This is a genomic window from Rhizobium sp. P43 (assembly GCF_056730705.1).
This window is the reverse complement of the sequence record NZ_CM161539.1, coordinates 2,844,268-2,868,974: the sequence shown is the minus strand read 5'-3', so window position 1 is coordinate 2,868,974 and position 24,707 is coordinate 2,844,268. Positions and strand designations below refer to the sequence as shown.

The 24,707-nt window shown below is 61.8% G+C and carries 20 protein-coding genes and 1 pseudogene; 11 read left to right on the top strand and 10 right to left on the bottom strand.

Annotated elements, in window-relative coordinates; all coding sequences use genetic code 11:
• Positions 1–113: 113 nt before the first annotated feature.
• The 3 genes from AC1PUL_RS14385 to AC1PUL_RS14375 form a co-directional block, all read right to left on the bottom strand.
• Positions 114–1,217: a branched-chain amino acid aminotransferase gene (locus AC1PUL_RS14385; protein WP_480464838.1), complete on the bottom strand. Its 1,104-nt coding sequence runs from the start codon at positions 1,215–1,217 to the stop codon at positions 114–116.
• A gap of 159 nt (positions 1,218–1,376) precedes the next feature.
• The gene (locus AC1PUL_RS14380) at positions 1,377–1,982 is read right to left on the bottom strand and encodes a HupE/UreJ family protein (RefSeq protein ID WP_480464837.1); all 606 of its coding nucleotides are present in this window, start codon (positions 1,980–1,982) and stop codon (positions 1,377–1,379) included.
• 81 nt (positions 1,983–2,063) lie between these two features.
• Entirely contained in the window at positions 2,064–2,945 is an 882-nt protein-coding gene (locus tag AC1PUL_RS14375) for a LysR family transcriptional regulator (RefSeq protein ID WP_480464836.1), read from the bottom strand.
• A gap of 365 nt (positions 2,946–3,310) precedes the next feature.
• Here AC1PUL_RS14375 and AC1PUL_RS14370 point away from each other — a divergent pair, with 365 nt between their 5' ends.
• The 4 genes from AC1PUL_RS14370 to AC1PUL_RS14355 all read left to right on the top strand — a co-directional run bounded on the left by AC1PUL_RS14370 (position 3,311) and on the right by AC1PUL_RS14355 (position 7,645).
• Positions 3,311–4,807, top strand: a complete 1,497-nt coding sequence (locus tag AC1PUL_RS14370; protein WP_480464835.1) for a CoA-acylating methylmalonate-semialdehyde dehydrogenase — start codon at positions 3,311–3,313, stop codon at positions 4,805–4,807.
• 215 nt (positions 4,808–5,022) lie between these two features.
• Positions 5,023–5,415, top strand: coding sequence for a GFA family protein (locus AC1PUL_RS14365; protein WP_480464834.1), 393 nt, complete (start codon positions 5,023–5,025; stop codon positions 5,413–5,415).
• Between the two features lie 114 nt (positions 5,416–5,529).
• Positions 5,530–6,597, top strand: coding sequence for a YjgN family protein (locus AC1PUL_RS14360; protein ID WP_480464833.1), 1,068 nt, complete (start codon positions 5,530–5,532; stop codon positions 6,595–6,597).
• The gene (locus AC1PUL_RS14355) at positions 6,587–7,645 is read left to right on the top strand and encodes a M48 family metallopeptidase (protein ID WP_480464832.1); all 1,059 of its coding nucleotides are present in this window, start codon (positions 6,587–6,589) and stop codon (positions 7,643–7,645) included. Before AC1PUL_RS14360 ends, AC1PUL_RS14355 begins: the two co-directional genes overlap by 11 nt.
• A 103-nt stretch (positions 7,646–7,748) precedes the next feature.
• Here AC1PUL_RS14355 and AC1PUL_RS14350 read toward each other — a convergent pair.
• A pseudogene (locus tag AC1PUL_RS14350) lies at positions 7,749–8,787 on the bottom strand (Fe(3+) ABC transporter substrate-binding protein).
• A 172-nt stretch (positions 8,788–8,959) separates the two neighbouring features.
• Here AC1PUL_RS14350 and rirA point away from each other — a divergent pair.
• The 3 genes from rirA (at position 8,960) to AC1PUL_RS14335 (ending at position 11,862) form a co-directional block, all read left to right on the top strand.
• Complete coding sequence (rirA, locus tag AC1PUL_RS14345) at positions 8,960–9,436, top strand: iron-responsive transcriptional regulator RirA (protein ID WP_480464831.1); 477 nt, start codon at positions 8,960–8,962, stop codon at positions 9,434–9,436.
• A gap of 183 nt (positions 9,437–9,619) precedes the next feature.
• A complete protein-coding gene (locus AC1PUL_RS14340; protein ID WP_480464830.1) occupies positions 9,620–11,284 on the top strand; it encodes a GMC family oxidoreductase in 1,665 nt (554 codons plus the stop codon).
• 50 nt (positions 11,285–11,334) lie between these two features.
• A complete protein-coding gene (locus tag AC1PUL_RS14335; RefSeq protein WP_480464829.1) occupies positions 11,335–11,862 on the top strand; it encodes a gluconokinase in 528 nt (175 codons plus the stop codon).
• 10 nt (positions 11,863–11,872) lie between these two features.
• Here AC1PUL_RS14335 and aguB read toward each other — a convergent pair whose 3' ends face one another.
• From aguB to AC1PUL_RS14315, 4 genes are all read right to left on the bottom strand, one after another.
• Positions 11,873–12,742, bottom strand: a complete 870-nt coding sequence (gene aguB, locus AC1PUL_RS14330; protein ID WP_480464828.1) for an N-carbamoylputrescine amidase — start codon at positions 12,740–12,742, stop codon at positions 11,873–11,875.
• Between the two features lie 11 nt (positions 12,743–12,753).
• The gene (locus AC1PUL_RS14325; protein ID WP_480464827.1) at positions 12,754–14,052 is read right to left on the bottom strand and encodes an NAD(P)/FAD-dependent oxidoreductase; all 1,299 of its coding nucleotides are present in this window, start codon (positions 14,050–14,052) and stop codon (positions 12,754–12,756) included.
• A 9-nt stretch (positions 14,053–14,061) separates the two neighbouring features.
• The gene (locus tag AC1PUL_RS14320) at positions 14,062–15,420 is read right to left on the bottom strand and encodes a glutamine synthetase family protein (RefSeq protein ID WP_480464826.1); all 1,359 of its coding nucleotides are present in this window, start codon (positions 15,418–15,420) and stop codon (positions 14,062–14,064) included.
• 281 nt (positions 15,421–15,701) lie between these two features.
• A complete protein-coding gene (locus AC1PUL_RS14315) occupies positions 15,702–16,955 on the bottom strand; it encodes an NAD(P)/FAD-dependent oxidoreductase (protein WP_480464825.1) in 1,254 nt (417 codons plus the stop codon).
• A 167-nt stretch (positions 16,956–17,122) separates the two neighbouring features.
• On the opposite strand from AC1PUL_RS14315, the gene AC1PUL_RS14310 reads away from it, so the two are divergent.
• Positions 17,123–17,485, top strand: coding sequence for a YbaN family protein (locus AC1PUL_RS14310; protein WP_480464824.1), 363 nt, complete (start codon positions 17,123–17,125; stop codon positions 17,483–17,485).
• Here AC1PUL_RS14310 and AC1PUL_RS14305 read toward each other — a convergent pair.
• Together AC1PUL_RS14305 and AC1PUL_RS14300 are read right to left on the bottom strand one after the other, a co-directional pair.
• Positions 17,460–20,294, bottom strand: a complete 2,835-nt coding sequence (locus AC1PUL_RS14305) for an EAL domain-containing protein (protein ID WP_480464823.1) — start codon at positions 20,292–20,294, stop codon at positions 17,460–17,462. The two genes, AC1PUL_RS14310 and AC1PUL_RS14305, sit on opposite strands and share 26 nt — an antisense overlap.
• Before the next feature lie 39 nt (positions 20,295–20,333).
• The gene (locus AC1PUL_RS14300) at positions 20,334–21,362 is read right to left on the bottom strand and encodes a FecR domain-containing protein (RefSeq protein WP_480464822.1); all 1,029 of its coding nucleotides are present in this window, start codon (positions 21,360–21,362) and stop codon (positions 20,334–20,336) included.
• A 263-nt stretch (positions 21,363–21,625) separates the two neighbouring features.
• On the opposite strand from AC1PUL_RS14300, the gene AC1PUL_RS14295 reads away from it, so the two are divergent.
• The 3 genes from AC1PUL_RS14295 to AC1PUL_RS14285 all read left to right on the top strand — a co-directional run bounded on the left by AC1PUL_RS14295 (position 21,626) and on the right by AC1PUL_RS14285 (position 24,662).
• A complete protein-coding gene (locus tag AC1PUL_RS14295; RefSeq protein WP_480464821.1) occupies positions 21,626–21,964 on the top strand; it encodes a helix-turn-helix domain-containing protein in 339 nt (112 codons plus the stop codon).
• 163 nt (positions 21,965–22,127) lie between these two features.
• Positions 22,128–23,312 carry an FAD-binding domain-containing protein gene (locus AC1PUL_RS14290; RefSeq protein ID WP_480464820.1) on the top strand — a complete coding sequence of 395 codons (1,185 nt, stop codon included), beginning with the start codon at positions 22,128–22,130 and terminating at the stop codon, positions 23,310–23,312.
• 30 nt (positions 23,313–23,342) lie between these two features.
• Positions 23,343–24,662 carry an ABC1 kinase family protein gene (locus tag AC1PUL_RS14285; RefSeq protein ID WP_480464819.1) on the top strand — a complete coding sequence of 440 codons (1,320 nt, stop codon included), beginning with the start codon at positions 23,343–23,345 and terminating at the stop codon, positions 24,660–24,662.
• Positions 24,663–24,707: the final 45 nt, after the last annotated feature.

The window sequence follows — 24,707 nt, the reverse complement described above, 5'->3', positions numbered from 1 at the left end:
TGAAAAATTCATTGTTCGGCGAGAACCGTTCCATTTTCTGAAACAGTTGCCGAGACGAGGAACCCCGCCATGCTGCCATGGCGGGGTTCACAATGCTGCTCTGCGGCAGGCCGTCAGACGCGCGTCACTTCCTTCACCCAGCCATGGGTATCGGGGACGGAACCGCGCTGGATGCCGGTCAGCTGGTTGCGCAGCTTTTCGGTTTCGATGCCGGTGCCGGCATTGCCGATGACGAATTCGCCCCCCGGATGGCGCACCGTGCCGATGGCGGCAACGACGGCAGCCGTGCCGCAGGCAAAGGCCTCGCGCAGTCTGCCGCTGCGGGCATCCGCCATCCATTCATCGAACGAGTACGGGCGCTCGATGACCTTCAACCCGTTGTCATTGGCAAGCTTGATGATCGAGTTGCGGGTGATGCCCGGCAGGATCGTGCCCGAAAGCGGCGGTGTGACGACCGTGTTGTCATCCATGACGAAGAAGACGTTCATGCCGCCGAGTTCTTCGATCCACTTGTGCTCGGCGGCATCTAGGAAAACGACCTGGTCGCAGCCGCGGCTCGACGCTTCCTTCTGGGCGAGAAGGCTGGCCGCATAATTGCCGCCGCACTTGGCGGCACCCGTGCCGCCAGGGGCCGCGCGCGTGTAGTGCTCGCTGACCCAAAGCGTGACCGGCTTGCTGCCGCCCTTGAAATAGGGACCGACAGGCGAGGCGATGACGCAGAACACGTATTCGCGCGAGGGACGAACGCCGAGGAAGGCCTCGCTGGCGAACATGAAGGGACGCAGATAAAGGCTGCCTTCGCCTTCCGGAACCCACTTGGCGTCGATCTTGACCAGTTCCTCGACGGCTTTCAGGAAAAGCTCTTCCGGCACTTCCGGCATCGCCATGCGCTCGGCCGACTTGTTGAAGCGGCGGGCATTCTCTTCCGGACGGAACAGCGTGATGCGGCCGTCGGCCCCCTTGTAGGCCTTCATGCCTTCGAAGATTTCCTGAGCATAATGCAGCACGCTTGCGGCCGGATCGACCTGGAACGGCTTGCGGGCGGAAACCTCCGGGCTGTGCCAGCCCTTGTCGACATGCCAGTGCACCACCGCCATATGGTCGGTGAACAGCGTTCCGAAGCCCAGGTTTTCGAAGGCCTTCAGCCGCTCGGCTTCCGGCATGGGCGAGGCATTCGGAACGATCTGGAAGTCGAGGAGTGCGGGATTCGTGGTCATGGAGAGCCTATGCCTGAACTGTTCACGGTTGCGCGGGCCGCGCCGCTGTGTGCGGTCGCGGGCGGTGCCGTCGTTTGTGCGGTTTGATCCGGATTTGTCAACAGAAACCATGCTATCGCGATGCAGCAAAACGCCTGTATCGCAGGGCCGGCAGCTGTTTTATGCCGACACGAGCTGAAACAGGAACCAGAACCCGGCCAGCGAAATGGCAGCACCCATCGCCTGCACCAGCCGCCCGCCGCCGATCGGCTTCAGCGCCGCACCGATCGCAATGCCGATCACATGGATGACACCGGTCGAGACGACGAAGCCGACGGTGAAGGCCGCCGGGTCGCTGGCGCGGGGCGCAAGGACCCCATGTGGATAGCCGTGCATCAGGGCGAAGGCGGCAATCAGCACCAGCGCCACCCATTCCGGCGCCTTCCAGGCCGCAGCGATGGCGCCCCCGAGGACGATGACCGAGAGCGCAATTCCGTATTCGATCGGCTGGTCCGGCAGAATGCCGGTCATGCCGATGATCCCGCCCACGCACATGATCATCGGGAAGGTGGCCGGCAGCGTCCAGACCGAGCGCCCACCCATTTGCGCGCCCCAGAGCCCGACCGCCAGCATGGCGAGCAGATGGTCGAAACCGGCGAGCGGATGGCCGAAGCCCGAGCCGAAGCCGCCGAGCGGCCCGTCCATCACATGGGCACTGGCCGGCAGGGCGGAGAGAAAGGCGAGCAGGGCGGCAGGAAGCCCGAGGCGAACGAGAGGCTGGCGCATGAGAATATCCATTGGTGATGCGATCGCCTCAGTCTATCGCGGGCGACGTCAGCAGAAAAGCGTTACAACAGATCCGCTGGGTCAGCCGAAGATCACCCGGTCCTGCTCGACGGCATCCTGCAGGAACTGCACCACCGCTCGCACCCGCACCAGTTCACGCGCGCTCTCATGAAACGTTGTCCAGTAGGCCCGCCGGATCGTGATCTCGGGAAGCACGCGAACCAGGCTTTTGTGCTGCCGCGCGATGTAGCTGTGCAGGATGCCGATCCCCGCACCCGCCAGCACCGCTTCCGTCTGGCCAATGGCGGATGAGATCTCGAAGCCCGCATTCCAGTCGCGCATCACCTCGCCGGTAAAGTTCAGCGACGGCGTGAAGATCAGGTCCTCGACATAGCCGATCCGGCGATGGGCCTTGAGCTCCTCCGGGGTCGCCGGCAGGCCGTTCGCTTCGACATAACCCTTCGAAGCATAAAGCCCGAGCGTATAATCGACGAGCTTCGACGAAACGAGCCGTCCCTGATCCGGCCGCTCCAGGGTCACGGCAATATCCGCCTCGCGCTGAGACAGTGAAAACGATCGCGGGACCGGCACCAGCTGGATCTTCAGTTCCGGATGCCGCTCGATGAGCGCGCCGAGCCGCGAGGCCAGAAAGAACACACCGAAACCATCCGGCGCCCCAATTCGCACAGTGCCCGCCACCTGCGTATCCGTACGCCCAAGCCGCGCCTGCACCTCCAGCATCTCGGTTTCCATCCGCTCGGCAGAGCCAAGAAACGCCTCGCCCTCGGCGGTCAGTTCACAGCCGTTAGTGCGTCGAATGAAGAGTCGTGTCTTAAGGGCCGTCTCCAAGGCCGTTAGCCGTCGGGACAAGGTGGCATGGTTCAGGCCCAGACGTCTGGAGGCGGCTAGAATCTGCCCAGTCCGGGCCACGGCGAGAAAGATGCGAACGTCATCCCAGTTCATGGCATATGCCTCTGAACTCTGAATGCGCGTTACCCCCCTCTGGCCTGCCGGCCATCTCCCCCTCAAGGGGGGAGATCGGCGCGACGCCGAGGTCTGCATCGCCTCGAGCGTTGCGGCGAGGCCGTGCAGGGCTGAAGGCCGACTTGATCAGATTCTGAAGGCTGAAACAGGGCGTGAGGCCAACGCAATCCGATCTCCCCCCTTGAGGGGGAGATGCCCGGCAGGGCAGAGGGGGGTACCACACCTCAGATCGTTGCAAGTCATCACCAGAACATCAATCTACGCACAACAGATGCGTAAATCATCGCGTTGATTTGTGCAAATCAAAGCGCATACTGCCTCCACAACAATCCAGGAGGAAACCCATGTATCAGGTTGGTCATTTCATCGGCGGCAAGCATGTCGCCGGCACCTCGGGCCGCAAGCAGGCCATCTTCAATCCGGCCACCGGCGAAGTGCAGGGCGAGGTTTCGCTCGCCAGCGCTGAGGAATTGAACGCCGCCGTCGAGAACGCAAAGTCGGCTCAGGCCAAGTGGGCCGCCATGAACCCGCAGCGCCGCGCCCGCGTCTTCATGAAGTTCGTCCAGCTCCTGAACGACAACATGGACAGCCTCGCCGAGACGCTGTCGCGCGAACACGGCAAGACCATCGAAGACGCCAAGGGCGATATCGTCCGTGGTCTGGAAGTCTGCGAATTCGTCATCGGCATTCCGCATCTGTCGAAGAGCGAATTCACCGAAGGGGCCGGCCCGAACATCGACATGTATTCGATCCGCCAGCCGGTCGGCATCGGCGCTGGCATCACGCCGTTCAACTTCCCGGCCATGATCCCGATGTGGATGTTTGCCCCGGCGATCGCCTGTGGCAACGCCTTCATCCTGAAGCCCTCCGAGCGTGACCCGTCTGTTCCGATCCGCCTCGCCGAACTGATGATCGAGGCAGGCCTGCCAGCCGGCATCCTCAACGTCGTCAACGGCGACAAGTCTGCCGTCGATGGCATCCTGACGCATCCTGATATCTCGGCCGTCTCCTTCGTCGGCTCGACCCCGATCGCCCGTTACGTCTATGGAACGGCTGCCATGAACGGCAAGCGCGCCCAGTGCTTCGGCGGCGCCAAGAACCACATGATCATCATGCCGGATGCCGACCTCGACCAGGCTGCGCAAGCGCTGATGGGTGCCGGTTACGGCTCTGCCGGCGAGCGCTGCATGGCGATCTCGGTTGCCGTTCCGGTCGGCGAGGAAACCGCCAACCGCCTGATCGAGAAGCTGACCCCGATGGTGGAAAGCTTGCGCATCGGCCCCTATACCGATGACAAGGCCGACATGGGCCCCGTCGTCACCAAGGAAGCCCAGGCCCGCATCAAGTCGCTGATCGACAGCGGCGTTGCAGCCGGCGCCAAGCTCGTGGTCGATGGCCGCGACTTCAAGCTCCAGGGCTACGAGAACGGCTATTTCGTCGGCGGTTGCCTCTTCGATCACGTCACGCCGGACATGGACATCTACAAGACCGAAATCTTCGGTCCGGTCCTCTCGGTCGTGCGCGCCAAGAACTACGAGGAAGCCCTCGAGCTGCCGATGAAGCACGAATACGGCAATGGCGTTGCGATCTACACCCGCGACGGTGATGCCGCCCGCGACTTCGCAAGCCGCATCAACATCGGCATGGTCGGCATCAACGTGCCGATCCCGGTTCCGCTCGCCTACCACTCCTTCGGTGGCTGGAAGTCCTCGTCCTTCGGCGACTTGAACCAGCACGGCACCGATTCGATCAAGTTCTGGACCCGCACCAAGACGGTCACCAGCCGTTGGCCGTCCGGCATCAAGGACGGTGCCGAGTTCGTCATGCCGACGATGAAGTGATGCCGGACGATTGCCTGTTTCGACGTCCTCGCGGCACTTCGTTTGCTGCGGGCGTCGGGCGGGCATCAAGGACGGTGCTGAATTCGTGATGCCGACCATGAAGTAAGCGAACCACCCGTTCTATCACTTTCGCGCCACCCCCTCGAAAGAGGGGGTGGCGTTCTCTTGTCAGCCGCAACCCGGATGCTAGCTTCCCCCGTCGGGGAGGGCTCAAGATGCCGAAGAAGAAACTGCATACAGGTGGCTGTCTTTGCGGGGCGATCCGCTTCGAGGCCGATGCGCCGGCCGCCAAACCACACACCTGTTCCTGCAAGATGTGCCAGCGCCATACGGGAAGCCTCACGGCAACCTGGGTGGAGTTCCCACGCGAAGCTGTCCGCTGGGTCGGCCCCGGCGGTCTTCCGACCACCTGGCGCTCTTCGGATTTCTCCTCCCGCGCCTTCTGTCCGACCTGCGGCTCCTCGCTCGGCGCGATTGACGATCAGCCGACCGTGGCTCTCCTGCTCGGCGCCTTCGATCGCACCAGCGCCGCAGACCTCAAGCCCACCTACCATTCCTACAAGGGCGGACGGCCCAAATGGTGGTGCATCGAGATCCGTGAGGCCTGACACTCTGTTCCAGAGTGTCCAAGCGCACTTGAGTGCATGACGCTCTCGTGATCAATGTCAGGTGTGACGCGGGGGATAGCGTCACGCGAAGTGATTTCATGAGGGACATTTTTCATGCAGCAGGCAGTTTTCGGCCGGGTGGACGCTTTGCGTCGTGGCGAGTTCCGCGGCAGCGCCGGCGAGTATTTCGGCATCTGGATCGTCAACATCCTCCTGACCATCGTCACGCTCGGCATCTATTCGGCCTGGGCCAAGGTCCGCCGCAACCGCTATTTCTACGGCAATTCCTTCGTCGATGGTCACTCCTTCGACTACCACGCCAAGGGCCTGCAGATCTTTATCGGTCGCGCGATCGTCTTCGGCTACATCATCGCCTACAACGTGCTTCTGACCTTCAGCCCGATCGCCGGCGGCATTCTGGCGCTGCTGATGCTGTTCCTGCTCCCGTGGATCGTCATGCGCAGCCTGCGCTTCAACGCACGCGTGACGAGCTACCGCAACATCCGCTTCGACTTTGTCGGAAAAACCTGGGGCGCCTTCGTCGCAATCATCTTTGGTGGCCTTGTTGCCTTCTTCTCGCTGGGGCTCCTGGCTCCTTTCGCCAGCCGTTGGCTCCATCGCTACATCTTCAACAACCTGCGTTACGGCGACCGCGCCTTCGAGACCGATCCAAAGATCGGCGCGCTCTACCGCGTCTGGCTACCTGCCTTTCTCCTGATGCTGGTGGGCGGCGCAATCGGCGCTGTGATCGGCATCTTTGCTTTTTATGGCGCGGAGGGCGTCCAGGATCCCTCTGCCGACCCGGAGATGCTGGTGGTGGCGGCCATCTATGCGGCCCTCATCCCAATCCTCGTCTTATGGGGTGTCGCCGCCATCTTCTATCGCATCGGCGTTCGCAACGTCGTGATGAACGCTGCCCGCTTTGATGGGCGTCACAGCCTGTTCTCGGATCTCGGTCGTCTGCGTTATCTCTGGATCGTCATCTCCAACCTGGTCGTCACCATCCTGACGCTTAGCCTGATGCGCCCCTGGGCGGCTGTGCGCGAGCACCGCTATGTGATCGAGCATTCCGGCATCGTTGTCGATGGCGAGCTCGACGATGTGGTATCCTCGATGCAGGCATCGGGTTCGGCCCTGACGGCCGAATATCTTGATCTCGAAGGGTTCGACTTTGGCTTCTGACGACAAGCGCATCGCCTCCGGTCGCTGGTATCCGCCCGGCTCCAGCCGGGCGGAGCCCGCAGACCTTCGGGGTGAAGGGAAAACGCTCTACGTGCGGCTCGCCGCTGGCGGGGACCCGGTGTCGATCAGCGACCTGGCCCGGACTGAAGTGTCAGCGCGCATCGGGCGGGTGCCGCGTCGCATCACCTTCGCTGATGGCTCGCTGTTCGAGACCGAAGACAACGATGCCATTGATGGATGGTTGAAGCGGCATGGCAGACGCGGTTTTGTCCACGAGCTGGAGCGTTTCCATCCACGCCTGCTCGCCGTGGTCCTTGCCGTCTTCCTGTTCGCCGGATTGATCTATCGCTTCGCCTTGCCCGCCCTTGTCGAAGTCGCAGTCTTGGTGACGCCACCGGCGGTCACGCAGTGGATGTCCAGCGGTACGCTCCTCTCGCTAGATCAGGCAGTCTTTACGGAAACCCGGCTGCCCGCCACGCGGCAGGCGGAAATCCTCAACGCATTCAACGAGGTCGCGGCATTCTCCTCGCGCGGTGTGGCCGGCTACAATCTGAACTTCCGTGGAGGCGGCCCGATTGGCCCCAATGCTTTCGCCTTGCCGGACGGGACGCTCGTCATCACCGACGAACTCATCGAGCTGGCTGAAGACGACATGGACATGATCGTCGGAGTCCTCGCCCATGAGATCGGCCATGTGGAGGAAGAGCACTCGCTGCGTCAGCTCTACCGCGCAGCCGGCATGGCCGGCCTTATCATGCTGATCGCCGGAGATGTCGGTGCTGCCGGCGAAGACATTTTGACCAATGGTGCGGCTCTCATGTCGCTCTCCCATTCGCGTGACGCCGAGAATGAGGCCGATCGTATCTCGGTCGAGTTGATGGCTAAGGCGGGGCGCGATCCCCGTGCTATCGGCCGCTTCTTTGCGAGGCTCGAAGAAAAGCTTGGCTTGGACGGAGATTCGTCATTTCTCTCAACCCATCCCGGTACGACGGAACGTCGCCAGGCGATCGATGATCACGCCAAAGCCATCGGTGCGGGTGGGAGCTGAACGTTTTCCGGACATTGTGGCAAGTTGGCCGGCAAGGGCCAGAATGGAAGAAGGGGCGGTCGCGGACCGCCCCTTCTACGGTTGTCATGATTGCTACCCAGGCTTACTGGGTCGGGCCTTCGTTCAGGCCAACCTTGTCCACCAGTTCCGAGGCAAGCTTGCGGTTGGCAGCGATCTCGGCGAGCGGCAGCGGATCGGCCTTGATTGCGCCAAAGCCGGCAACGACATCGGAAACCTTGGCGTTCGGTCCGACCGGATATTCGAAGACCTTCTCGGCATAGAGGGTCTGGGCTTCGTCAGACGCCAGGAATTCCATCAGCTTGACGGCATTATCCTTGTTCGGAGCGTTCTTGGCCAGTGCCATGCCGGAGATGTTGACATGCGTGCCACGGTCAGCCGCGTTCGGGAAGAGAACCTTGACGGCAGCAGCCCAATCCTTCTCTTCCGGATCCTTCTCGTTGGTCGCCATCAGGCCGAGATAATAGGTGTTCGCAAGGCCCAGATCGCATTCGCCGGCATGGATGGCCTTGGCCTGGGCGCGGTCGTTGCCATCCGGCTTCTTGACGAGGTTCTGCTTCAGGCCGGCAAGCCACTTCTCGGTGTATTCAGCGCCGTGTTCAGCGATCATCGAAGCAAAGAGGCCGATGTTATAGGCGTGCTGACCGTCACGCATGCAGATGCGGCCCTTCCACTTCGGATCAGCCAGTTCTTCATAGGTGATCGCGTCTTCCGAGACACGGTCCTTGGAGGCGTAGAGGACGCGGCCACGGGTGGTCAGGCCGAACCAGTTGCCCTCGGGATCGCGATACTGCGCGGGGATCTGCTTGTTGATGTCTTCATCATTGAGCGACTGGGTCACGCCGCCGTCCTTGGCTTCCGTCAGACGGGCAATGTCGATCGTCAGGATCACGTCGGCCGGCGAGTTGGCGCCTTCTGCAGCGATGCGCTCGACCAGGCCCTTGTCGAGGAAGAGCACATTGGTCTTGATGCCGGTCTCCTTGGTGAAGGCGTCCATCAGTGGCTGGATGAGCTTCCGGCTGGCGATAGGAGTAGATGTTGACTTCGCCTTCTGCCAGTGCCGAGCCGGCCGAAAGGGCCAGCACAGAAACTGCGCCGAGTGCGATGCTACGGATGGATGTCATGGTAGGCCTCCCTCTTGCGGATTGTTGAGGCGCATATTCATGAAATCAGATAAGCTGTCAATTGCAGTCCAGTTTAATCACCAACACGTGAGGCAGAGAACTTGAGTATTTTGGAATTGTTCAAAACTGCAAAAGGCGCTATATAAATCGCAAGAAAACAGAGGAATCGTGCATGCGTTTGACAAAGCAGACAAATTACGCCGTGCGCATGCTGATGTATTGTGCAGCAAACAATGATCAGTTGAGCCGTATTCCGGAGATCGCCAAGGCCTACGGTGTGTCCGAGCTCTTTCTGTTTAAGATCTTGCAGCCGTTGAACAAGGCCGGCTTGGTCGAGACCGTGCGTGGCCGCAATGGTGGTGTGCGTCTCGGGCGTGCTGCGGACAAGATCACCTTGTTCGATGTGGTCAAGGTGACCGAAGACAGCTTCGCCATGGCCGAGTGCTTCGAGGACGACGGCGATGTTGAATGCCCTCTGATCGACAGCTGCGGCCTGAATTCAGCGCTGCGAAAGGCATTGAATGCCTTTTTTGACGTGCTCGCCGAGTACACGATCGATGATCTGGTGAAGGCCCGTCCGCAGATCAATTTCCTGCTCGGCATCGACGACCTGCAACCGCGTCGCGTTGCCTCCGCTCCTGCGGCTTGAGTTTCGAATTGATGACAGACTGCGACCCGCCGAAAGGCGGGTTTTTCGTTGCCTTACAAGCTGCCTCTTCCCGTATTGCTTCCTTCGAGCGCTCTGCTACGCTTACGTTCACGGCACTATAAGTCTGCTTAATTAGGGCGATGCGAAACAGGCCGTCGAAGTGCAGATCTCTGGGGGGAGAGCATGTACGATTTTGTCATCATTGGTGGTGGATCGGCCGGTTCGGTTCTGGCGGCGCGGCTGAGCGAGGATCCGTCCATCACCGTCTGCCTTCTGGAAGCCGGCGGACGGGGTGACAGCATCTTTGCCCGGGTGCCGATGGCCGCTGCCGCCGTGGTGCCGGGTCATGTGAAAAGCGGCAACTGGCGCTTTGAGACCGTGCCCCAGCCAGGCCTGAACGGACGCCGTGGCTATCAGCCGCGTGGTCGCGGTCTGGGCGGGTCGAGCCTGATCAACGCCATGCTCTACGTCCGTGGTCATGCAAAGGACTACGACGAATGGGCCGCATTGGGCTGCGAGGGGTGGTCCTGGAACGATGTCCTGCCCTGGTTCAGGAAATCGGAGGACAATATCCGTGGGGCGGATGATCTGCATGGCCGTGGCGGCCCTCTCCAGGTCTGCGACCAGAACTGGATACGCCCCATCAACCAGGCCTTCCTGAAGGCCTGCGAACAAAAGGGCCATCGGCAGAACGACGATTTCAATGGCTCGACGCAGGAGGGGGCAGGCGTCTATCAGGCCACCCAGTTCTGGAACGGCCCAAAGCGTGGCGAGCGCTGCTCGGCGGCGGCCGCCTATCTCCACGACGTGATGACGCGCCGCAATCTGACCGTCGTCACCGAGGCGCATGTCTCGCGCATCATCGTCGAGCGGGGTCGGGCGGTGGGCGTGGCCTACCGCTTTGGCAAGGAAGAGCGCATCGTCCGCGCCGGTCGTGAGGTGATACTCTCGGCGGGCGCTTTGCAATCACCCCAGATCCTGATGCTCTCAGGCATCGGCCCTGCCGACCATCTGACATCCCTCGGGATTTCGGTCCTGTTGGACCGCGCCGAAGTCGGCAGCAACCTGCAGGACCATCTCGACTACACCATGATCTTCCGCTCGCCGGATACCGACATGTTTGGCCTGGGCATCACGGCAACACGCGACATCCTGCGCGCCGCAAACGAGTGGCGCACCGAGCGCATGGGCCACTTGAGATCCACCTGCGCGGAATCGGGAGCATTCCTGAAGACGGATCCATCCCTTGATCGTCCGGATATCCAGCTGCATTTCCTTGTCGCGATGGTCGATGACCACGTGCGCAAGATGCATTGGGGCCACGGCTATTCCTGCCATGTCTGCGTGCTGCGTCCGCATTCGCGCGGTACGGTTCGCCTCTCAAGCGCCGATCCCTCGGCATCCCCGCTAATCGATCCCGCCTTCCTTTCCGACCCGCGCGACGTCGAAACCCTGCGTAAGGGGGCCCGGATGATGGCCGAGATCATGGGCGCTCCCGCCCTCAACAAGTATCGCGGTGCGGAACTCTATCCGGCCGGTCAGTCCGATGCGGAACTGGATGCCGCCATCCGCGCCCGGGCCGACACCATCTACCATCCTGTCGGCACCTGCCGCATGGGCTCGGACGAGGAAGCGGTTGTTGACCCTGCCTTGAGGCTCAACGGCATTGAGGGCCTGCGCGTCGTGGACGCTTCCGTCATGCCGCGCCTGATCGGTGGCAACACCAATGCGCCCGTCATCATGATGGCCGAGAAGATTGCGGCATCGATCCGTGGCGAACTGCGGCCAGCGAAAGAGCGCGGTGTCACCCGTGATGCAGCCAGCAAGAGCGGATTGCATTTCGCCTGAACCTTCCTATTGTCGCGGCCCTTGGATGAGGGGTGGGGAAGAGGAAGAGAATGCCACAGGAGAATATGCCCGTCGCCGCCCGGGCGGTAATCGTCATGGGCGTCAGCGGCTGCGGCAAGTCCTCGGTCGGCGAGGCGCTCGCATCCCGCCTCGGGCTCCCCTTCATCGAAGGCGATAGGCTGCATCCCGAAAGCAATGTCACGAAGATGGCAGCCGGAACGCCGCTGACCGACGAGGATCGCTGGCCGTGGCTGACGTTGATCGGTGCACGTATGGCAGATGCACTGTCGCGCGGCGAGGGGATCGTGGTCTCCTGTTCGGCGCTGAAGAAGACCTACCGCGACCACCTGCGCGTCGCGACCGATGGCCGTCTCTCCTTCGTCTATCTCGAGGGCTCGCGAGAATTGCTTAGCCGCCGCATGGGCGCCCGCACCGGCCATTTCATGCCGCTGACGCTGCTCGACAGCCAGCTTGCGACGCTGGAAGTGCCGACCGGCGAACCCGGTGTGGTCACTGTCACCATCGACCAGCCGGTCGAGGGCATCGTCGCCGACGCCCTCAAGGGTCTTGGTGCCTGAAGTCTAAGGCTCAGCCTTCGTAGCCCATCAGCGGGCCATAAAGCTCCGGACGACGGTCGCGGAACAGACCCCAGCTGGCGCGCTGACGGGCAATGCGGTCGAGGTCGAAGGTCGCGGTCAACACCGTCTCAGTCTCCCGATCGGCGGTCGCCACCATTGCGCCGGTCTGATCACAGATGAAGGACGAGCCGTAGAAGGTGAGCGACGTGCCCTTGCGACCGTCTTCCTTGCCGATCCGGTTGGAGGCGATGACAGGCATGACATTGGCCGCCGCATGGCCCTGCATCACCCGCTGCCAGTGGCCCGAGCTGTCGAGGCTTGCATCCTGCGGTTCAGAGCCGATGGCTGTCGGATAGAACAGAAGTTCCGCCCCCTGCAGTGCCATGGCGCGGGCCGCCTCCGGGAACCACTGGTCCCAGCAGATGCCGACGCCGATCGTCGCGTGCCGGGTCTCCCATACTTCGAACCCGGTATCGCCGGGCGAGAAGTAGAACTTCTCGGTATAACCAGGACCATCCGGAATGTGGCTCTTGCGATAGATGCCGAGCACGTCGCCGGTCGCATCGACGATGGCCACGCTATTGAAGAAGGTCTGCCCCGCCTTCTCGAAGAAGCTGACGGGAATGACAACGTTGAGCTCTTCGGCGAGGGATGCGAAGTGCTCGATCAAGGCATTGTCATGCGCAGGCTTTGCGAGATCGAAAAACTCCGCGATCTGGTCCTGGCAGAAATAGGGGGCTTCGAAGAGTTCCTGGATCAGGACGATCTGCGCGCCCTTGGCGGCCGCGTCACGCACGAGCTTTTCGGCCCGTGCGATGTTTCCGGGCAGATCCCATGAGCAGGCCATCTGCGTGGCGGCGACGGTAACGGTGCGGGTCATCTCTTCTCTCCTTACACGCCAAGCCGGTCGCGCAGACCGTAATACCAGGCACCGAGTGCGGTAAACGGCACGCGGAACATGCGTCCGCCCGGGAACGGATAGGCCTGCAGCGACGACCAGACGTCGAAGCGGCTCATCTGGCCATGCACGGCCTCGCCGAGGATCTTGCCGAGCAGATGCGTGGTCGTCACCCCGTGGCCGCTGTCGCCATGTGAGAAGTAGACCGTGTCCGACAGTTTGCCCATATGCGGGATGCGCGTCAGCGTCAGCGCGAAATTGCCGCTCCAGGCAAAGTCGATCTTCACGTCTTTCAGCTGCGGGAAGGTCTTCAGCATGTTCGGCCGGATGACGCCCGTCAGGTTCTTCGGATCCTGGCCGCCATAGCCGATGCCGCCACCATAAAGCAGGCGGTTGTCGGCGGTGCGGCGGTAGTAGTCGAGCACGTAATTGGCATCCTCGACGCAGTAGTTGGAAGGCAGCAGTTCCTCGATCAGCTTGGCATCGAGCGGCTCCGTAGCCATCACCTGGCTGGAAACCGGCATCATCTTCTCGGTCACCTTCGGCGCGATGCCGGCCATGTAGGCGTTGCCGCAGACCAGGATATGCTTGGCCCTGACGATGCCGCCCTCGGTGCAGACGAAGGGCTGCGGGCCGGTGTCGAGATGCACGACCTTGGAGTTCTCAAAAATCTTGGCGCCGAGGCTTTCGGCGGCGGCGGCCTCGCCGAGCACCAGATCGAGCGGGTGGATATGGCCGCCGTGACGGTCGATCATGCCGCCGACATAACGGTCGGTCTTGGCATATTTCGCAACCTCGGCCTTGGAGACCATTTCCAGCCCGTCATGGCCATGCTTCATCCAGTGTTCCCGGACGCCGGCCATTTCCTTGACCTGCTTGTCGGTAAAGGCAGCGAAGAAACCGCCATTCACGAGATCGCATTCGATCCCGTATTTCGCCACGCGCTCGCGGATGATGCGGCCACCCTCCAGCGACATCTCGCCGAGCTTGTCGGCCTTGTCCTGGCCGTAGCGCCGGGCGATGGTTTCGAGGTCACGGCTATAGCCATTGACGATCTGGCCGCCATTGCGCCCGGACGCGCCGAAGCCGATGCGGTCGGCTTCTAGCACGATGACCGCATAGCCCTTTTCCGACAGCTCGAGTGCCGCCGAAATGCCGGTAAAGCCAGCGCCGATGATGCAGATGTCGGCGGTGTGCTGGCCATCGAGCTTCGGGCGCACGCGCTTGTCGCGGGCAGAGGCTGCGTAATAGGAGGCCGCATGGCCGGGGTTTGGTCCGATCGACTTGGTCATGGCTTCACCTCACACGGTCCGGATATAGGCATCGTATTCGACGTCGGTCACACGCAGCGAAAACTCCGAGAGTTCCTGCTGCTTGCAGGCGGTATAAAGGCTTCGATACTTCGGTCCGAGCGCCGCATAGGCGAAGCTCGATTTGGCAAAGCGCTGCAGCGCGTAGTCCCAGTTGGTCGGCAAAGGCTCGTGGCTGACCGCATGGTCATCGCCTGAGATCGCACCACCCGGCGAAAGCTTCTCCTTCATGCCGGCAAGCGCCGCCGACAGGATCATCGCCAGAACCAGATAGGGATTGGTATCGGCACCGGCGACGCGGTGTTCGATGCGGGTCGCCGGCTTCGATGCGGTGATGACGCGCACGGCCGCCGAGCGGTTGTCGAAGCCCCAGGATGCATAGGTCGGCGCATGTTCGGATGGACGCAGGCGACGGTAGGAATTCTGGTGCGGCGCAAAGATCGCCATGCTCTCGCCCATGCTTTCAAGAAGCCCGCCGACGGAATGGAAGAGCGCTTCGGAAGGGCCGTCTTCGCCTACATAGATGTTGCGGCCGTTCTCATCGAGCACGGAAAAATGCACATGCATGCCGCTGCCGGCCTGGGTGCCGTAGGGCTTGGCCATGAAGGTCGCGTCGAGGTCGCTGGCACGCGCCACGCCCTTGACGATGCGCTTCAGGAGCACCGCGTAGTCGGCAGCCGCCAGCGCATCCGGCACGTGGTTCAGGTTGATCTCATACTGGCCGGGACCGTTTTCCCGCAGTGTCGTGTCTGCCGGCACCTTCTGTGCGCGGGCGGCCGTCGAAATGCCGTGGAAGACCTCTTCGAAGTCCTGCAGTTCGGAGATCGACAGGACCTGCGTCTGGCCGGTATGCCAGCGACCGTCTCGCGTGTTCGGCGGACGCACCGGATCGAGCGCCGAGCGAACGGGGTCGATCAGGTAGAATTCGAGTTCGGTGGCAACGACAGGCGTCAGCTTTGCGGCCTTGAAGCGCTCCAGCACATTGGCGAGCACCTGACGCGGATCGGCATAGAAGCTTTCGCCTTCCTGCGTGTGCATCTGCAAGAGCACCTGCGCCGTCGGGCGCGACAGCCAGGTCACGCGGGACAGCGTGCCGGGAACTGGAAAACAGATGCCATCCGGATCGCCAGTCCCCTCGGCGAGACCTGCGGCATTCACGTCACGCCCCCAGACGTCGAGAGCATAGACGGAGCGCGGCATGGCCATGCCCTTGGTCAGCACGTCGATCGCTCGCTCGCGCGGGATCCACTTGCCGCGGGGAACGCCGTTCACGTCAATGACGAAAGCTTCAAGTACTTCAATATCGGGATTTGCCGCGAAGAATTCGCGTGCCTCTTCGGCCATGTCCATGGATCACCGTGTGGCTGATGTCGATCGGGTCGAAACGCGCAAGGGCGCGAGCGGATGCTGGTCCGCTAACGATAGACGCTTTTCGCGTTATGGATCAAACACCGGCGCATGCCACTGTCCGTCTCTTGCTGATCCCCTCGACCGGTCGCGTTCTGGCGACGCATGCTTCAGCCCGGCCTGTTTCCGACGGGAAACAATTTGATCAAATTGTGCGAACTGAGTACCACCTCGGCGCCAAAAAGGCTAGCCCCCTGAGACGGGGGCCAGAAAAGCTTTGTTTGTCAGGGGCGAAAACGCTCAGGGCTCCAGGCCTTGGCGTCGAGGAATGGCTTCTCCCCATCCATCATTTCGGCGATCAGACGGCCGGTGACCGGACCCAGTGTCAAGCCGTGATGTGCATGGCCGAAGGCGAACCACAGGCCCTCGTGGCGCGGCGCCTTGCCGATAACAGGCATCATATCGGGCGTGCAGGGGCGGGCACCCATCCAGGGTTCGGCATCCAGACGCTCAGCGAGCGGGAAGATCTCGCGCGCCACTTTTTCGGCCCGCGCGAGCTGCACCGGCGACTTCGGTGCATCGCGATTGGCAAATTCCGCGCCCGTCGTCAGGCGAATGCCCTTCTCCATCGGCGCGAGGAAGTAACCGCGCTCGGCATCCATGGTCCAGTTGTTGAGGACCGCATTGCCGGCAGGTGCGTAATGCATGTGATAGCCGCGCTTGACGCCGAGCAGGAAGCGATAGCCGAATTTGCGGGTGATCTCCTCAGACCAAGGCCCGAGCGCCAGAACCACCTCGTCGCCCTCGACCAGGCCGTCGTCGGTCTTCACGCGCCAGCCCTTGCCCGAGGCGCCGGTCTCCAGCGACATGGCATCGCCCTTGACGAAGCGCCCGCCGAGAGACTGGAAATAGCTGAGATAGGCCTGGGTCAGGCCATGCGGATTGGTCACCGACCACGGATCGTTCCACTTCAACCCGCCGACAAAGTCACCGCGAATGTGCGGCTCTTCCCTGGCAAGCTCCTCGCGGTTCAGCGCGCGGTAGCTGACGCCGTATTCGCGCGCCAGACGCTCTGCCTCGGCGAGTTCCGTGTCGCGTTTGCCGGTGGTGCGGAAGATCTCCATCCAGCCGTCCTTGCGGATCAGATGGTCGGCATTTGCGGCCTGGATCAGGTCCTGATGCTCGGTGATCGAGTTCTCGATCAGCGGCGCATAGGCGCGCGCGATGGCCTGATGCCGACTCTTGTCCGAATGCCACCAGTAGCGCGACAGGAAAGGCACGAGCTTCAGCATTGCGCTTGCATGATAATGGGCGTCGATCCGGTTGTTGAAGCCGTAGCGGATCAACATGCTCAGGTCTTGGGGGAAGCCGTAGGGCACCACGCCTTCCCGCTGGATCAGGCCCGCATTGCCGAAGGAGGTTTCCTCGCCAGCCCCCCGGCGATCCACCAGCACCACCGAACGCCCCCGACGGGCGAGATGGATGGCTGTGGAAACGCCGATGATGCCGGCGCCGAGCACGAGGGTGACCTTGGACATGGGAGTTGAATTCCTGCAGGTGGGATTACGCGGTCAAGGATGCATTTCAGCCTGTTGCGGCGCAAACGAAAAATCGCCGCATTTGCCGCAATCCTCAAAATCCTTGGTCGGCACCGAATCATGCCATATCTGCAGCTGATAAGTCAGTGGCCAGCGAGGGGAATGCCATGCGCCTGCTCATTCTTGCCGCTGCCTGGCTGTGTGTCGGCATCGGAGTGATCGGCATCTTCCTGCCGGTTTTGCCCACGACGCCTTTCATGATCCTTGCAGCTGCGCTCTTCGCCCGCTCATCACCCCGCTTTGAGCAGTGGCTGCTCGACCATCCTCGCTACGGCCAGCCCCTGATCGACTGGCGCCGCGAAGGTGCGATTTCCCGCAAGGCAAAAATCGCCTCTGTCTGGCTGATGGCAGCAAGCTACGGCATCGTGCTGGTCTTCGGGCCACCGCAGCTCTGGCTGAAGCTGTTGATCGGCGCGATCCTCGTCGGCTGCGCGGCCTTCGTGCTCAGCCGGCCTGCGCCAGGCCGGTGACGCGGTCGTTCTCCTCCGTCTTCAACAGAGAATGGACCGCCGAAAGCGCCTGGATCTGACGGGCCGATTGCGGTCGACCGAACAAATAGCCTTGACCCTCTTCGCAGCCCATGGCCGCGAGCATTTCACATTGCAGCGCGTTTTCGATCCCTTCACTCACCACCTTCAGTCCAAGACCATGGGCAAGGTTTGTCACAGCCTGAACGATACTTTGAGCTGAGGGATCACCCACCATGTCGCGCACGAAGGATTGGTCGATCTTCAACTTGTCGAGCGGCATGCTCGAGATGTAGCTCAGTGACGAATAGCCCGTCCCGAAGTCGTCGAGCGCGATCGTCACCCCGAGGTCGCGCAACGAATCCAAGGTCGAGAAGAGTTCCTCCGAGCGCTCGATAAAGATCGACTCGGTGATTTCCACATGCAGCCGATGCGGCGCCAGCCCACTGACCGCCAATGCCGCACGGATGTCAGACAGCAAATCACCACGCAGGAACTGCACCGGCGAAATGTTGACCGCGACATTGACATGCGCTGGCCAACTGGTCGCCGCCTTGCAGGCTTCTTTGAACATGAACTGTCCGAGATCGCAGATGAAGCCATTGGCTTCGGAAATGCCGATGAACTCGGCCGGCGAGATCATGCCCAGTGTCGGGTGTTGCCAGCGCAAAAGCGCTTCAGCCCCGGTCAGGCGCCCCGACTTCAGCGAGACCTGAGGCTGGTAGAGCAGGAAGAACTCGCCTTGATCCAGCCCGGATCGCATCTCTGCTTCCAGCAGACGCGAGCGGGCCCTTCGCATCGCAGAGGCCGGATCATAAGCGCGCCAACCGCTGCCACCGACCTTCTTCGCCTCGATCAGCGCCAGTTCCGCCGCCTCGACCCATTTGCACGGATCGCCCAGATCAAACGAGCCCAGGCAGGCGCCGATGCGCGCGTTGAGCTCGATCTTGACGCCATCGACGCCGAAAGGTGTATCGAAGAGATGAAGCAGACGTGCGGCGTTCTCAGCGAGGGCCTCTGGCGTATCAATGCCAGGTGTCGCCAGACAGAGAACATCACCGGCAATTCTTGCCGTGAACCCGTCGACGCCGGCATAGCGGCGCAGCCTTGCCGAGACAGCCTGCAGGACGCCATCTCCCTTCTCACGACCGAGCATCTCGTTGAGATGTCCGAACCGGTGCAAATCGATAACGAAGACGGAAAACTCCCCACCGGCAGAGGCTAATGCGTCGGCAAGCCCGCGCCGGGTCAAAAGACCCGTCAAGTCATCGATCCGCGCCATCTGTTCCAGTTTGGTTTCGTAGAGACGGCGTGCCGTCACATCCCGCAACGTGATGCAGATGACAAATCGACCAACGGAAGACAGCCCTCGACCGTCATGGGTCTCGAATGGCGAGATGGTGATCGCCGCCTCCAGGTGTCGGCGACCATGCCGCCCGGGCAGATCAATCGGCACTGTTTCGCTGTGCACCTTGTTTGGCTCGGTCTCGTATCTCTCTTCCAGCACAAGAACGGCATCAACGAGTGCAACTGGGGCAAAGCTGACCAGATTGCTTCCAGGGGAAACAGCGTGATCAAGCTCCAGCAGCTCGCCCATCGTCAGGCTTGCATCGCGCAGATTCCGCTTCCCGTCGAGCACGATCACGGGATCGACGCTATCATTGATCACCCGCTTCAAGACACGGCGGATCTCGCGGTTCTCGACGACGGCAATTTCGGCAAGCCAGCCGTTGAGACCGACCTTCTCGGCCATCAACATGAAGAAACCGAAGCCCAGCGTCAGCCACAGAGTTGCAGTCTGAAAGACGAGTGCATCGTGCTTGTAGAGCAGGAAGGCGATTGCCTCTCCCGAGAGGAAAAGAACGGCTGAGGCCGCGATAGGCACAGCCAGGGAAATCCGATGAAAGGCGAGCGTGTAGCCAACGATCAAGGCCGCAAGCAAGAACCCGATAGGCTCAACTTGCAGCGACGTCAGAATACGATCCTGGACGAGGGTTTCTGTGGCCAACACATGCAGCATGGGTCCACTGAGGATGCCATAGATTGGAACGGCGAAGAGGTCTTTCAGTTCCGTCGCATAGGCGCCAACCACGACAGTCTTTCCCTCAAGCGCGTCGCGCGGCACGGCGCCGGACAAAAGATCTGCCGCCGAATACGTCGGCACGGTTTCAGGACGAATCGAGAAATCAATGTCGAGCTTGCCGGCGCGGGCATCGCTATATCCCGCAAGCACCGCCGGTGCCGATTGTGTCGGGATGCCGTTGATCAACTCGGTCACGGGGAAGGATCGCATCAAGCCATCCTCATCCAGAGCCACGTCCACCAGAGCCAACCAGGCTCGATCTGCAAAGAGTGGCAGAGGCGATGTCACCGTTAGCGGATCTGCGGACCGTGCCCCGAACTGCTGACGAAAGATCGGCAGGATAACGCCGCCACCGGCATCGTCGAGCGCCCTTGCAAGTTCCGCGTCTCCCTCTGGCCGCGATGCCGTGCTGAAGTCGATGTCCAGAAAGATGTCGCCAACGCCAGCTGCCACAAGCCGGTCGATGATCTCCGCATGCACCTCACGCGGCCATGGCCATGTCCCGACCTGTGTCAGGCTTTTCTTGTCGATGGCAACAAAGACGTAATCCCCAGTCGCGTCGCGAGGCGCCGCATCAGCGCGAAAAGCGATCAGCTCATTGTCGAGATGCTGCACGACAGACAGTGACGGCAGCAAAAGCGGAAGCGCCATGATCACGGCGATCATGGCGACCCGAAATGACAACAGTCGGGAAAGCAGGCTTGGTGCTGGACGTGCTTTCATCCTCATCGAGAAATCCAGCGGCTTGCGCTTTGGATACGATGGCTATCAGCCATTGCCATTGCCATTGCCGTTTCCGTTTCCGCCAGCGTTTCCGTTTTCTCCACCGTTTCCGTTCCCGCCGCCGTTTCCGTTCCCGCCACCGTTTCCGTTCCCGCCACCGTTGCCGTTCCCGCCGCCATTGCCGTTCCCGCCGCCATTGCCGTTCCCGCCACCATTGCCGTTCCCGCCGCCGTTGCCGTTCCCGCCACCATTGCCGTTCCCGCCGCCGTTGCCGTTCCCGCCACCGTTTCCATTCCCGCCACCGTTGTCGTTTCCGCCGCCATTGCCGTTCCCACCACCATTGCCATTGCCGCCGCTGTTTCCGTCATTGCGGTTGGCCTCTCCAGCCGCATTCCCGAGCGCTTGGCTGCGGTTGGGCATCTCTCCCGCATCATCAGCCGCAGATCTCGTGTTGATAACGGCGCCGACGGCGGGCACGAGAGAGCGTGAAGGCGCAACGCGGGTGACGGCCGGTTCTTGCCCAAGACCTGCGACCGTCATGCCCGAGGAATCCACACGTGCGCCCTGGCCGGCGCCAAGATCGCTGCGTTCGCCGCTGCTGAAACTGGTGACCTGCACCAATCCGCGTTCGACGGCGACAGCGGCATTGGTCTTGCCGACTTTGACGGTGAATTGCGTGCCTTTCACCACGGCTGCCAGAAAAGGCGTCTGCACGGTGGTATGTGGCCGCTGACGCTTCTCGATCTCGAGGTTGATCTCCCCGATCTGCTGAACCACTTCCGTTTTGCGGTCGCTGGCACGCCCTCGCGTGATAATCGCAGCCAGTGTGTTGGGCTGGAAAGCGATGCTTTCGGGACCACGAACCAACTGCACGCGTCCGCGCGGACCCGTCGAGATCCAGGCCGTGTTCGGCACCGACATTCCGCGCTTGAGTGGAATCCAGGTTTTCTTATCGACCGTATACGCCACCTGCGTTGTCGTCTTGGCAGCCACCCAGGCATCCCCGGCGGCCGAGGCAATGCTGGCAAGGCAGGTCAGCAACAGACAGAGGACGGCAGAAACGATAAGGCGCATGATGTGGTCTCCCTTGAAGGCCTAATTCAGCACGCGTTCCTTAAGATTCTTCTGAATTTAGTGGTGCGGATTTATCAATCGCCACTTTTATCCCCCCGATTTTGACTGAATCGGCCGATGGCAGACCGAACGCAGCCTGGCTTTCTACCCGCAAGCCGTCCAAACCGGGGTATCGCGTCCAGGGTTGAACTGCAGGCTCTTGTTTCTATTTAGTTTTGTGAGCATGCAAGTTCGCCCATAAGCTGAAGTCGAAAGGGTTTGCCGTGATAACTGGAAGACAGATTGCAGCGGCGCGCGCGCTCCTCGGGATGACGGACGCCGAGGTTGCCGATGCAGCCGGGTTGTCGCAGACGGTGGTCCAACGCATTGAGGCGCGCCTTGATGATGCAGACGCTGCCGCTGACGCCGAAGAGACAGCCTCCATCAGACGCGTGCTTGAGGATGCTGGCATCACGTTTATCGATCCGCGGACAACAAGCGCTGCTGGCGGTGCCGGCATACGTCTTTCTGCGCCGGCTTCGCCGTCGATCGACACCAAGGACGAAGAGACGGTGCAGTATCCCGAGATGGCGAAGAACGGTCCGTTCGGTGCGGGCGGTTGATACCCTTGCCGTGCACTTTCATAACGGCACAGGGACGCGTTGCCGCAGCGGCTCGATATCAGGATGAGATCGCAGGTCCATCCCCGGTTCGCTTGCGTAGTGTCGGCAAACATCAGGCAAGCAAGCCTAGCCTGTACGGCCGACGGACCAGCCCGGAGTAAAGATGGCACCCCCCCAATTTCCGCTCACCCGGACGGATGCACTTGAGCGCCTCGACGCCTTTCTTCCCGCAGCCGGTGGTGCCTATGCCCGCTTGCGCAACAAGGAAAAAGGGGAGGGGCAACACCAGCATGTGTCCCGGCTTTCTGCCGCGTTGCGCCGAAGGCTGATCAGCGAAGAGGAGGTCGTATCCGCCGTCCTAGACCGGCACGGTCTCACAGCGGCCGAAAAGTTTGTCAGCGAGGTCTTTTGGCGGACCTATTGGAAGGGTTGGCTCGAGCAGAGGGCGACGATTTGGGAGCAATATCTCGCCGCGCTGGAGCATGCGTCGAACGGCCTGGATGTTTCTGCGGCAAGGCGTGCGCGATATGAGGCGGCCATCGAAGCGCGCACCGGCATCGACTGCTTCGATGCCTGGGTTAACGAGTTGCGGCAGACGGGCTACCTGCACAATTGGGCCCGAATGCAATTCGCCTCGATCTGGATCTTCACGCTGGATCTTCCATGGGAGCTCGGGGCCGACTTCATGTTCAATCGCCTTATCGATGCTGATCCGGCATCGAACACCCTGTCATGGCGCTGGGTTGCGGGACTGCATACGGCTGGCAAGGCCTATCTCGCCGATGCCGAACGTATCCGCGCCATGACCGACGGCCGCTATTCGCCCTCGGGTCTTGCCCGTCATGCCCGCATTCCTGCCGACAGCATTCAGATCCCGCCTCCGACATCCATCCGCGCGGCCGCCGCGCCGGACCCTGCGCTGGCAACCCTGTTGCTGCTGACAACGGAGGATCTGTCGATCGAGACGATCGCAGAGCTGCGCGCTTTGCCGGTCCGTGCCATCGCGATCATGCAAGGTCGCAATGAATGGGATCAGGTCGCCCTTGACGACGCGCTTGCGCGCGCAGCCCTGCTTTGGCCAGAGGCCGTCCTGTGTGGCGCAAAGTCTGCGGGCGATCTCCCCGCTACGGCGAAAGCGGCAGGATGTGCACAGATCGCCACCGCCTTTTTGCCAACCGGGCCGGTCGCTTCGTCTCTTGTGGCCATTCGCGCCGAGTGCGTCCGATCGGGTCTGGCTTTGACTGAGAGCCTGCGCGACTGGGACCGTCACGGCTGGCCACATTGCCGGAAGGGCTTTTTCGCGCTCAAGGAAAAAATACCGACGCTCGTCCGAAGTGCGAGGGGCTGACATGGTGTCTTTTATGCCACAAGGATATCCATGAGCGACCGCGATCGTTACAGGTCCGTTCCGCAGGGGCGCCTGAGCCGCCTGGCTGCCCTTGGTCAGATCGCCGGTGGCGTCGCCTCGGGCATGGTGGCGGAAGGCTTAAGCCGCCTCGCCAAGGGCGAGCGGCCGCATCTGCGCGACATGCTCCTGACGCCATCCAATGCGTTGAGAGCAGCCGATCAGTTGTCGCGTATGCGCGGTGCAGCGATGAAGCTCGGCCAGATGATCTCGCTGGAACCGGGTGAGTTCCTGCCGCCCGAGCTTCAGGCAATCTTCGCCCAACTGCGGTCCTCCGCCCATTTCATGCCGGCGAGCCAGCTTTCGGCGGCGCTCTCCCATGCCTGGGGCGCGGATTGGCGCCGCCATTTCAGCCACTTCGACATGACGCCGATCGCGGCAGCGTCGATCGGCCAGGTTCACCGGGGTACCCTGGTGTCCGGCCGGCGTGTCGCCGTCAAGGTCCAGTATCCGGGTGTCGCCCGCAGCATCGATTCCGACATCGACAACGTGGCGACATTCCTGCGTTTGTCCGGCCTTCTTCCCGCAGGTCTCGATATCGCGCCGCACCTGGAGGAAGCCAAACGCCAGCTGCACGAAGAGGCGGACTATCTGCGCGAAGCCGAGCAAATGCGCCGTTTCGGTAAACTGGTCGCCGCAGACGATCGCTTCATCGTGCCGGCCCCGGTCGAAGACCTATTGCGACCGACCGTCTTGCCGATGGACTTCATTGATGGCGAGCCTCTCGATACGCTGCTGCAGGCAACCGAGGCGCAACGCAATGCAGCCATGACCGCGTTGTCCGAACTGGCTTTGAAAGAACTCTTCGTCTTCGGCTTCATGCAGACGGACCCGAATTTCGCCAATTATCTCTGGAGATCGGCCGACAATCGTATCGTGTTGCTCGATTTCGGCGCCGTTCGACCCGTCTCCCACACCAGTGCCACGGACTATCGCACGCTCCTCAGAGCCACTCTGGCGGGCAGCGTGAAGGAGGTCCGAGAGGCACTGATCGTCATGCAGTATCTCTCCCGCGCCCAGACGGCACGGTATGGCCACACACTGGATGAAATGACCCGCGTCGTCCTCGACCAAGTGCTCAAGGCACCGGATGGACTGGTGGATTTCAGCGATCGTGGTCCGCTCGTCGAGATCCGTCAGCGCGCGGTCCCGATCTTTGCAGATCGGGCTCTCTGGGCCTTGCCGTCCCCCGACAAGATGTTTCTGCAGCGGAAGATCACTGGCCTTGCTTTACTCGGCATGAGGCTGCGTGTCCGCCTGCCGCTGTCACGCATGTTGGCAGACTATGCTTGATGGCTGCCGGAGCCGGGCGTCGGCGCGCCGGTCCATGTGATCCGA

What these genes read in the sequence shown, in the direction of transcription:
- AC1PUL_RS14385 (WP_480464838.1), bottom strand. Translation starts at nt 1,217, where the DNA reads ATGACCACGAATCCCGCACTCCTCGACTTCCAGATCGTTCCGAATGCC.
- AC1PUL_RS14380 (WP_480464837.1), bottom strand. Translation starts at nt 1,982, where the DNA reads ATGCGCCAGCCTCTCGTTCGCCTCGGGCTTCCTGCCGCCCTGCTCGCC.
- AC1PUL_RS14375 (WP_480464836.1), bottom strand. Translation starts at nt 2,945, where the DNA reads ATGAACTGGGATGACGTTCGCATCTTTCTCGCCGTGGCCCGGACTGGG.
- AC1PUL_RS14370 (WP_480464835.1), top strand. Translation starts at nt 3,311, where the DNA reads ATGTATCAGGTTGGTCATTTCATCGGCGGCAAGCATGTCGCCGGCACC.
- AC1PUL_RS14365 (WP_480464834.1), top strand. Translation starts at nt 5,023, where the DNA reads ATGCCGAAGAAGAAACTGCATACAGGTGGCTGTCTTTGCGGGGCGATC.
- AC1PUL_RS14360 (WP_480464833.1), top strand. Translation starts at nt 5,530, where the DNA reads ATGCAGCAGGCAGTTTTCGGCCGGGTGGACGCTTTGCGTCGTGGCGAG.
- rirA (WP_480464831.1), top strand. Translation starts at nt 8,960, where the DNA reads ATGCGTTTGACAAAGCAGACAAATTACGCCGTGCGCATGCTGATGTAT.
- AC1PUL_RS14340 (WP_480464830.1), top strand. Translation starts at nt 9,620, where the DNA reads ATGTACGATTTTGTCATCATTGGTGGTGGATCGGCCGGTTCGGTTCTG.
- AC1PUL_RS14335 (WP_480464829.1), top strand. Translation starts at nt 11,335, where the DNA reads ATGCCACAGGAGAATATGCCCGTCGCCGCCCGGGCGGTAATCGTCATG.
- aguB (WP_480464828.1), bottom strand. Translation starts at nt 12,742, where the DNA reads ATGACCCGCACCGTTACCGTCGCCGCCACGCAGATGGCCTGCTCATGG.
- AC1PUL_RS14325 (WP_480464827.1), bottom strand. Translation starts at nt 14,052, where the DNA reads ATGACCAAGTCGATCGGACCAAACCCCGGCCATGCGGCCTCCTATTAC.
- AC1PUL_RS14320 (WP_480464826.1), bottom strand. Translation starts at nt 15,420, where the DNA reads ATGGACATGGCCGAAGAGGCACGCGAATTCTTCGCGGCAAATCCCGAT.
- AC1PUL_RS14315 (WP_480464825.1), bottom strand. Translation starts at nt 16,955, where the DNA reads ATGTCCAAGGTCACCCTCGTGCTCGGCGCCGGCATCATCGGCGTTTCC.
- AC1PUL_RS14310 (WP_480464824.1), top strand. Translation starts at nt 17,123, where the DNA reads ATGCGCCTGCTCATTCTTGCCGCTGCCTGGCTGTGTGTCGGCATCGGA.
- AC1PUL_RS14305 (WP_480464823.1), bottom strand. Translation starts at nt 20,294, where the DNA reads ATGAGGATGAAAGCACGTCCAGCACCAAGCCTGCTTTCCCGACTGTTG.
- AC1PUL_RS14300 (WP_480464822.1), bottom strand. Translation starts at nt 21,362, where the DNA reads ATGCGCCTTATCGTTTCTGCCGTCCTCTGTCTGTTGCTGACCTGCCTT.
- AC1PUL_RS14290 (WP_480464820.1), top strand. Translation starts at nt 22,128, where the DNA reads ATGGCACCCCCCCAATTTCCGCTCACCCGGACGGATGCACTTGAGCGC.
- AC1PUL_RS14285 (WP_480464819.1), top strand. Translation starts at nt 23,343, where the DNA reads ATGAGCGACCGCGATCGTTACAGGTCCGTTCCGCAGGGGCGCCTGAGC.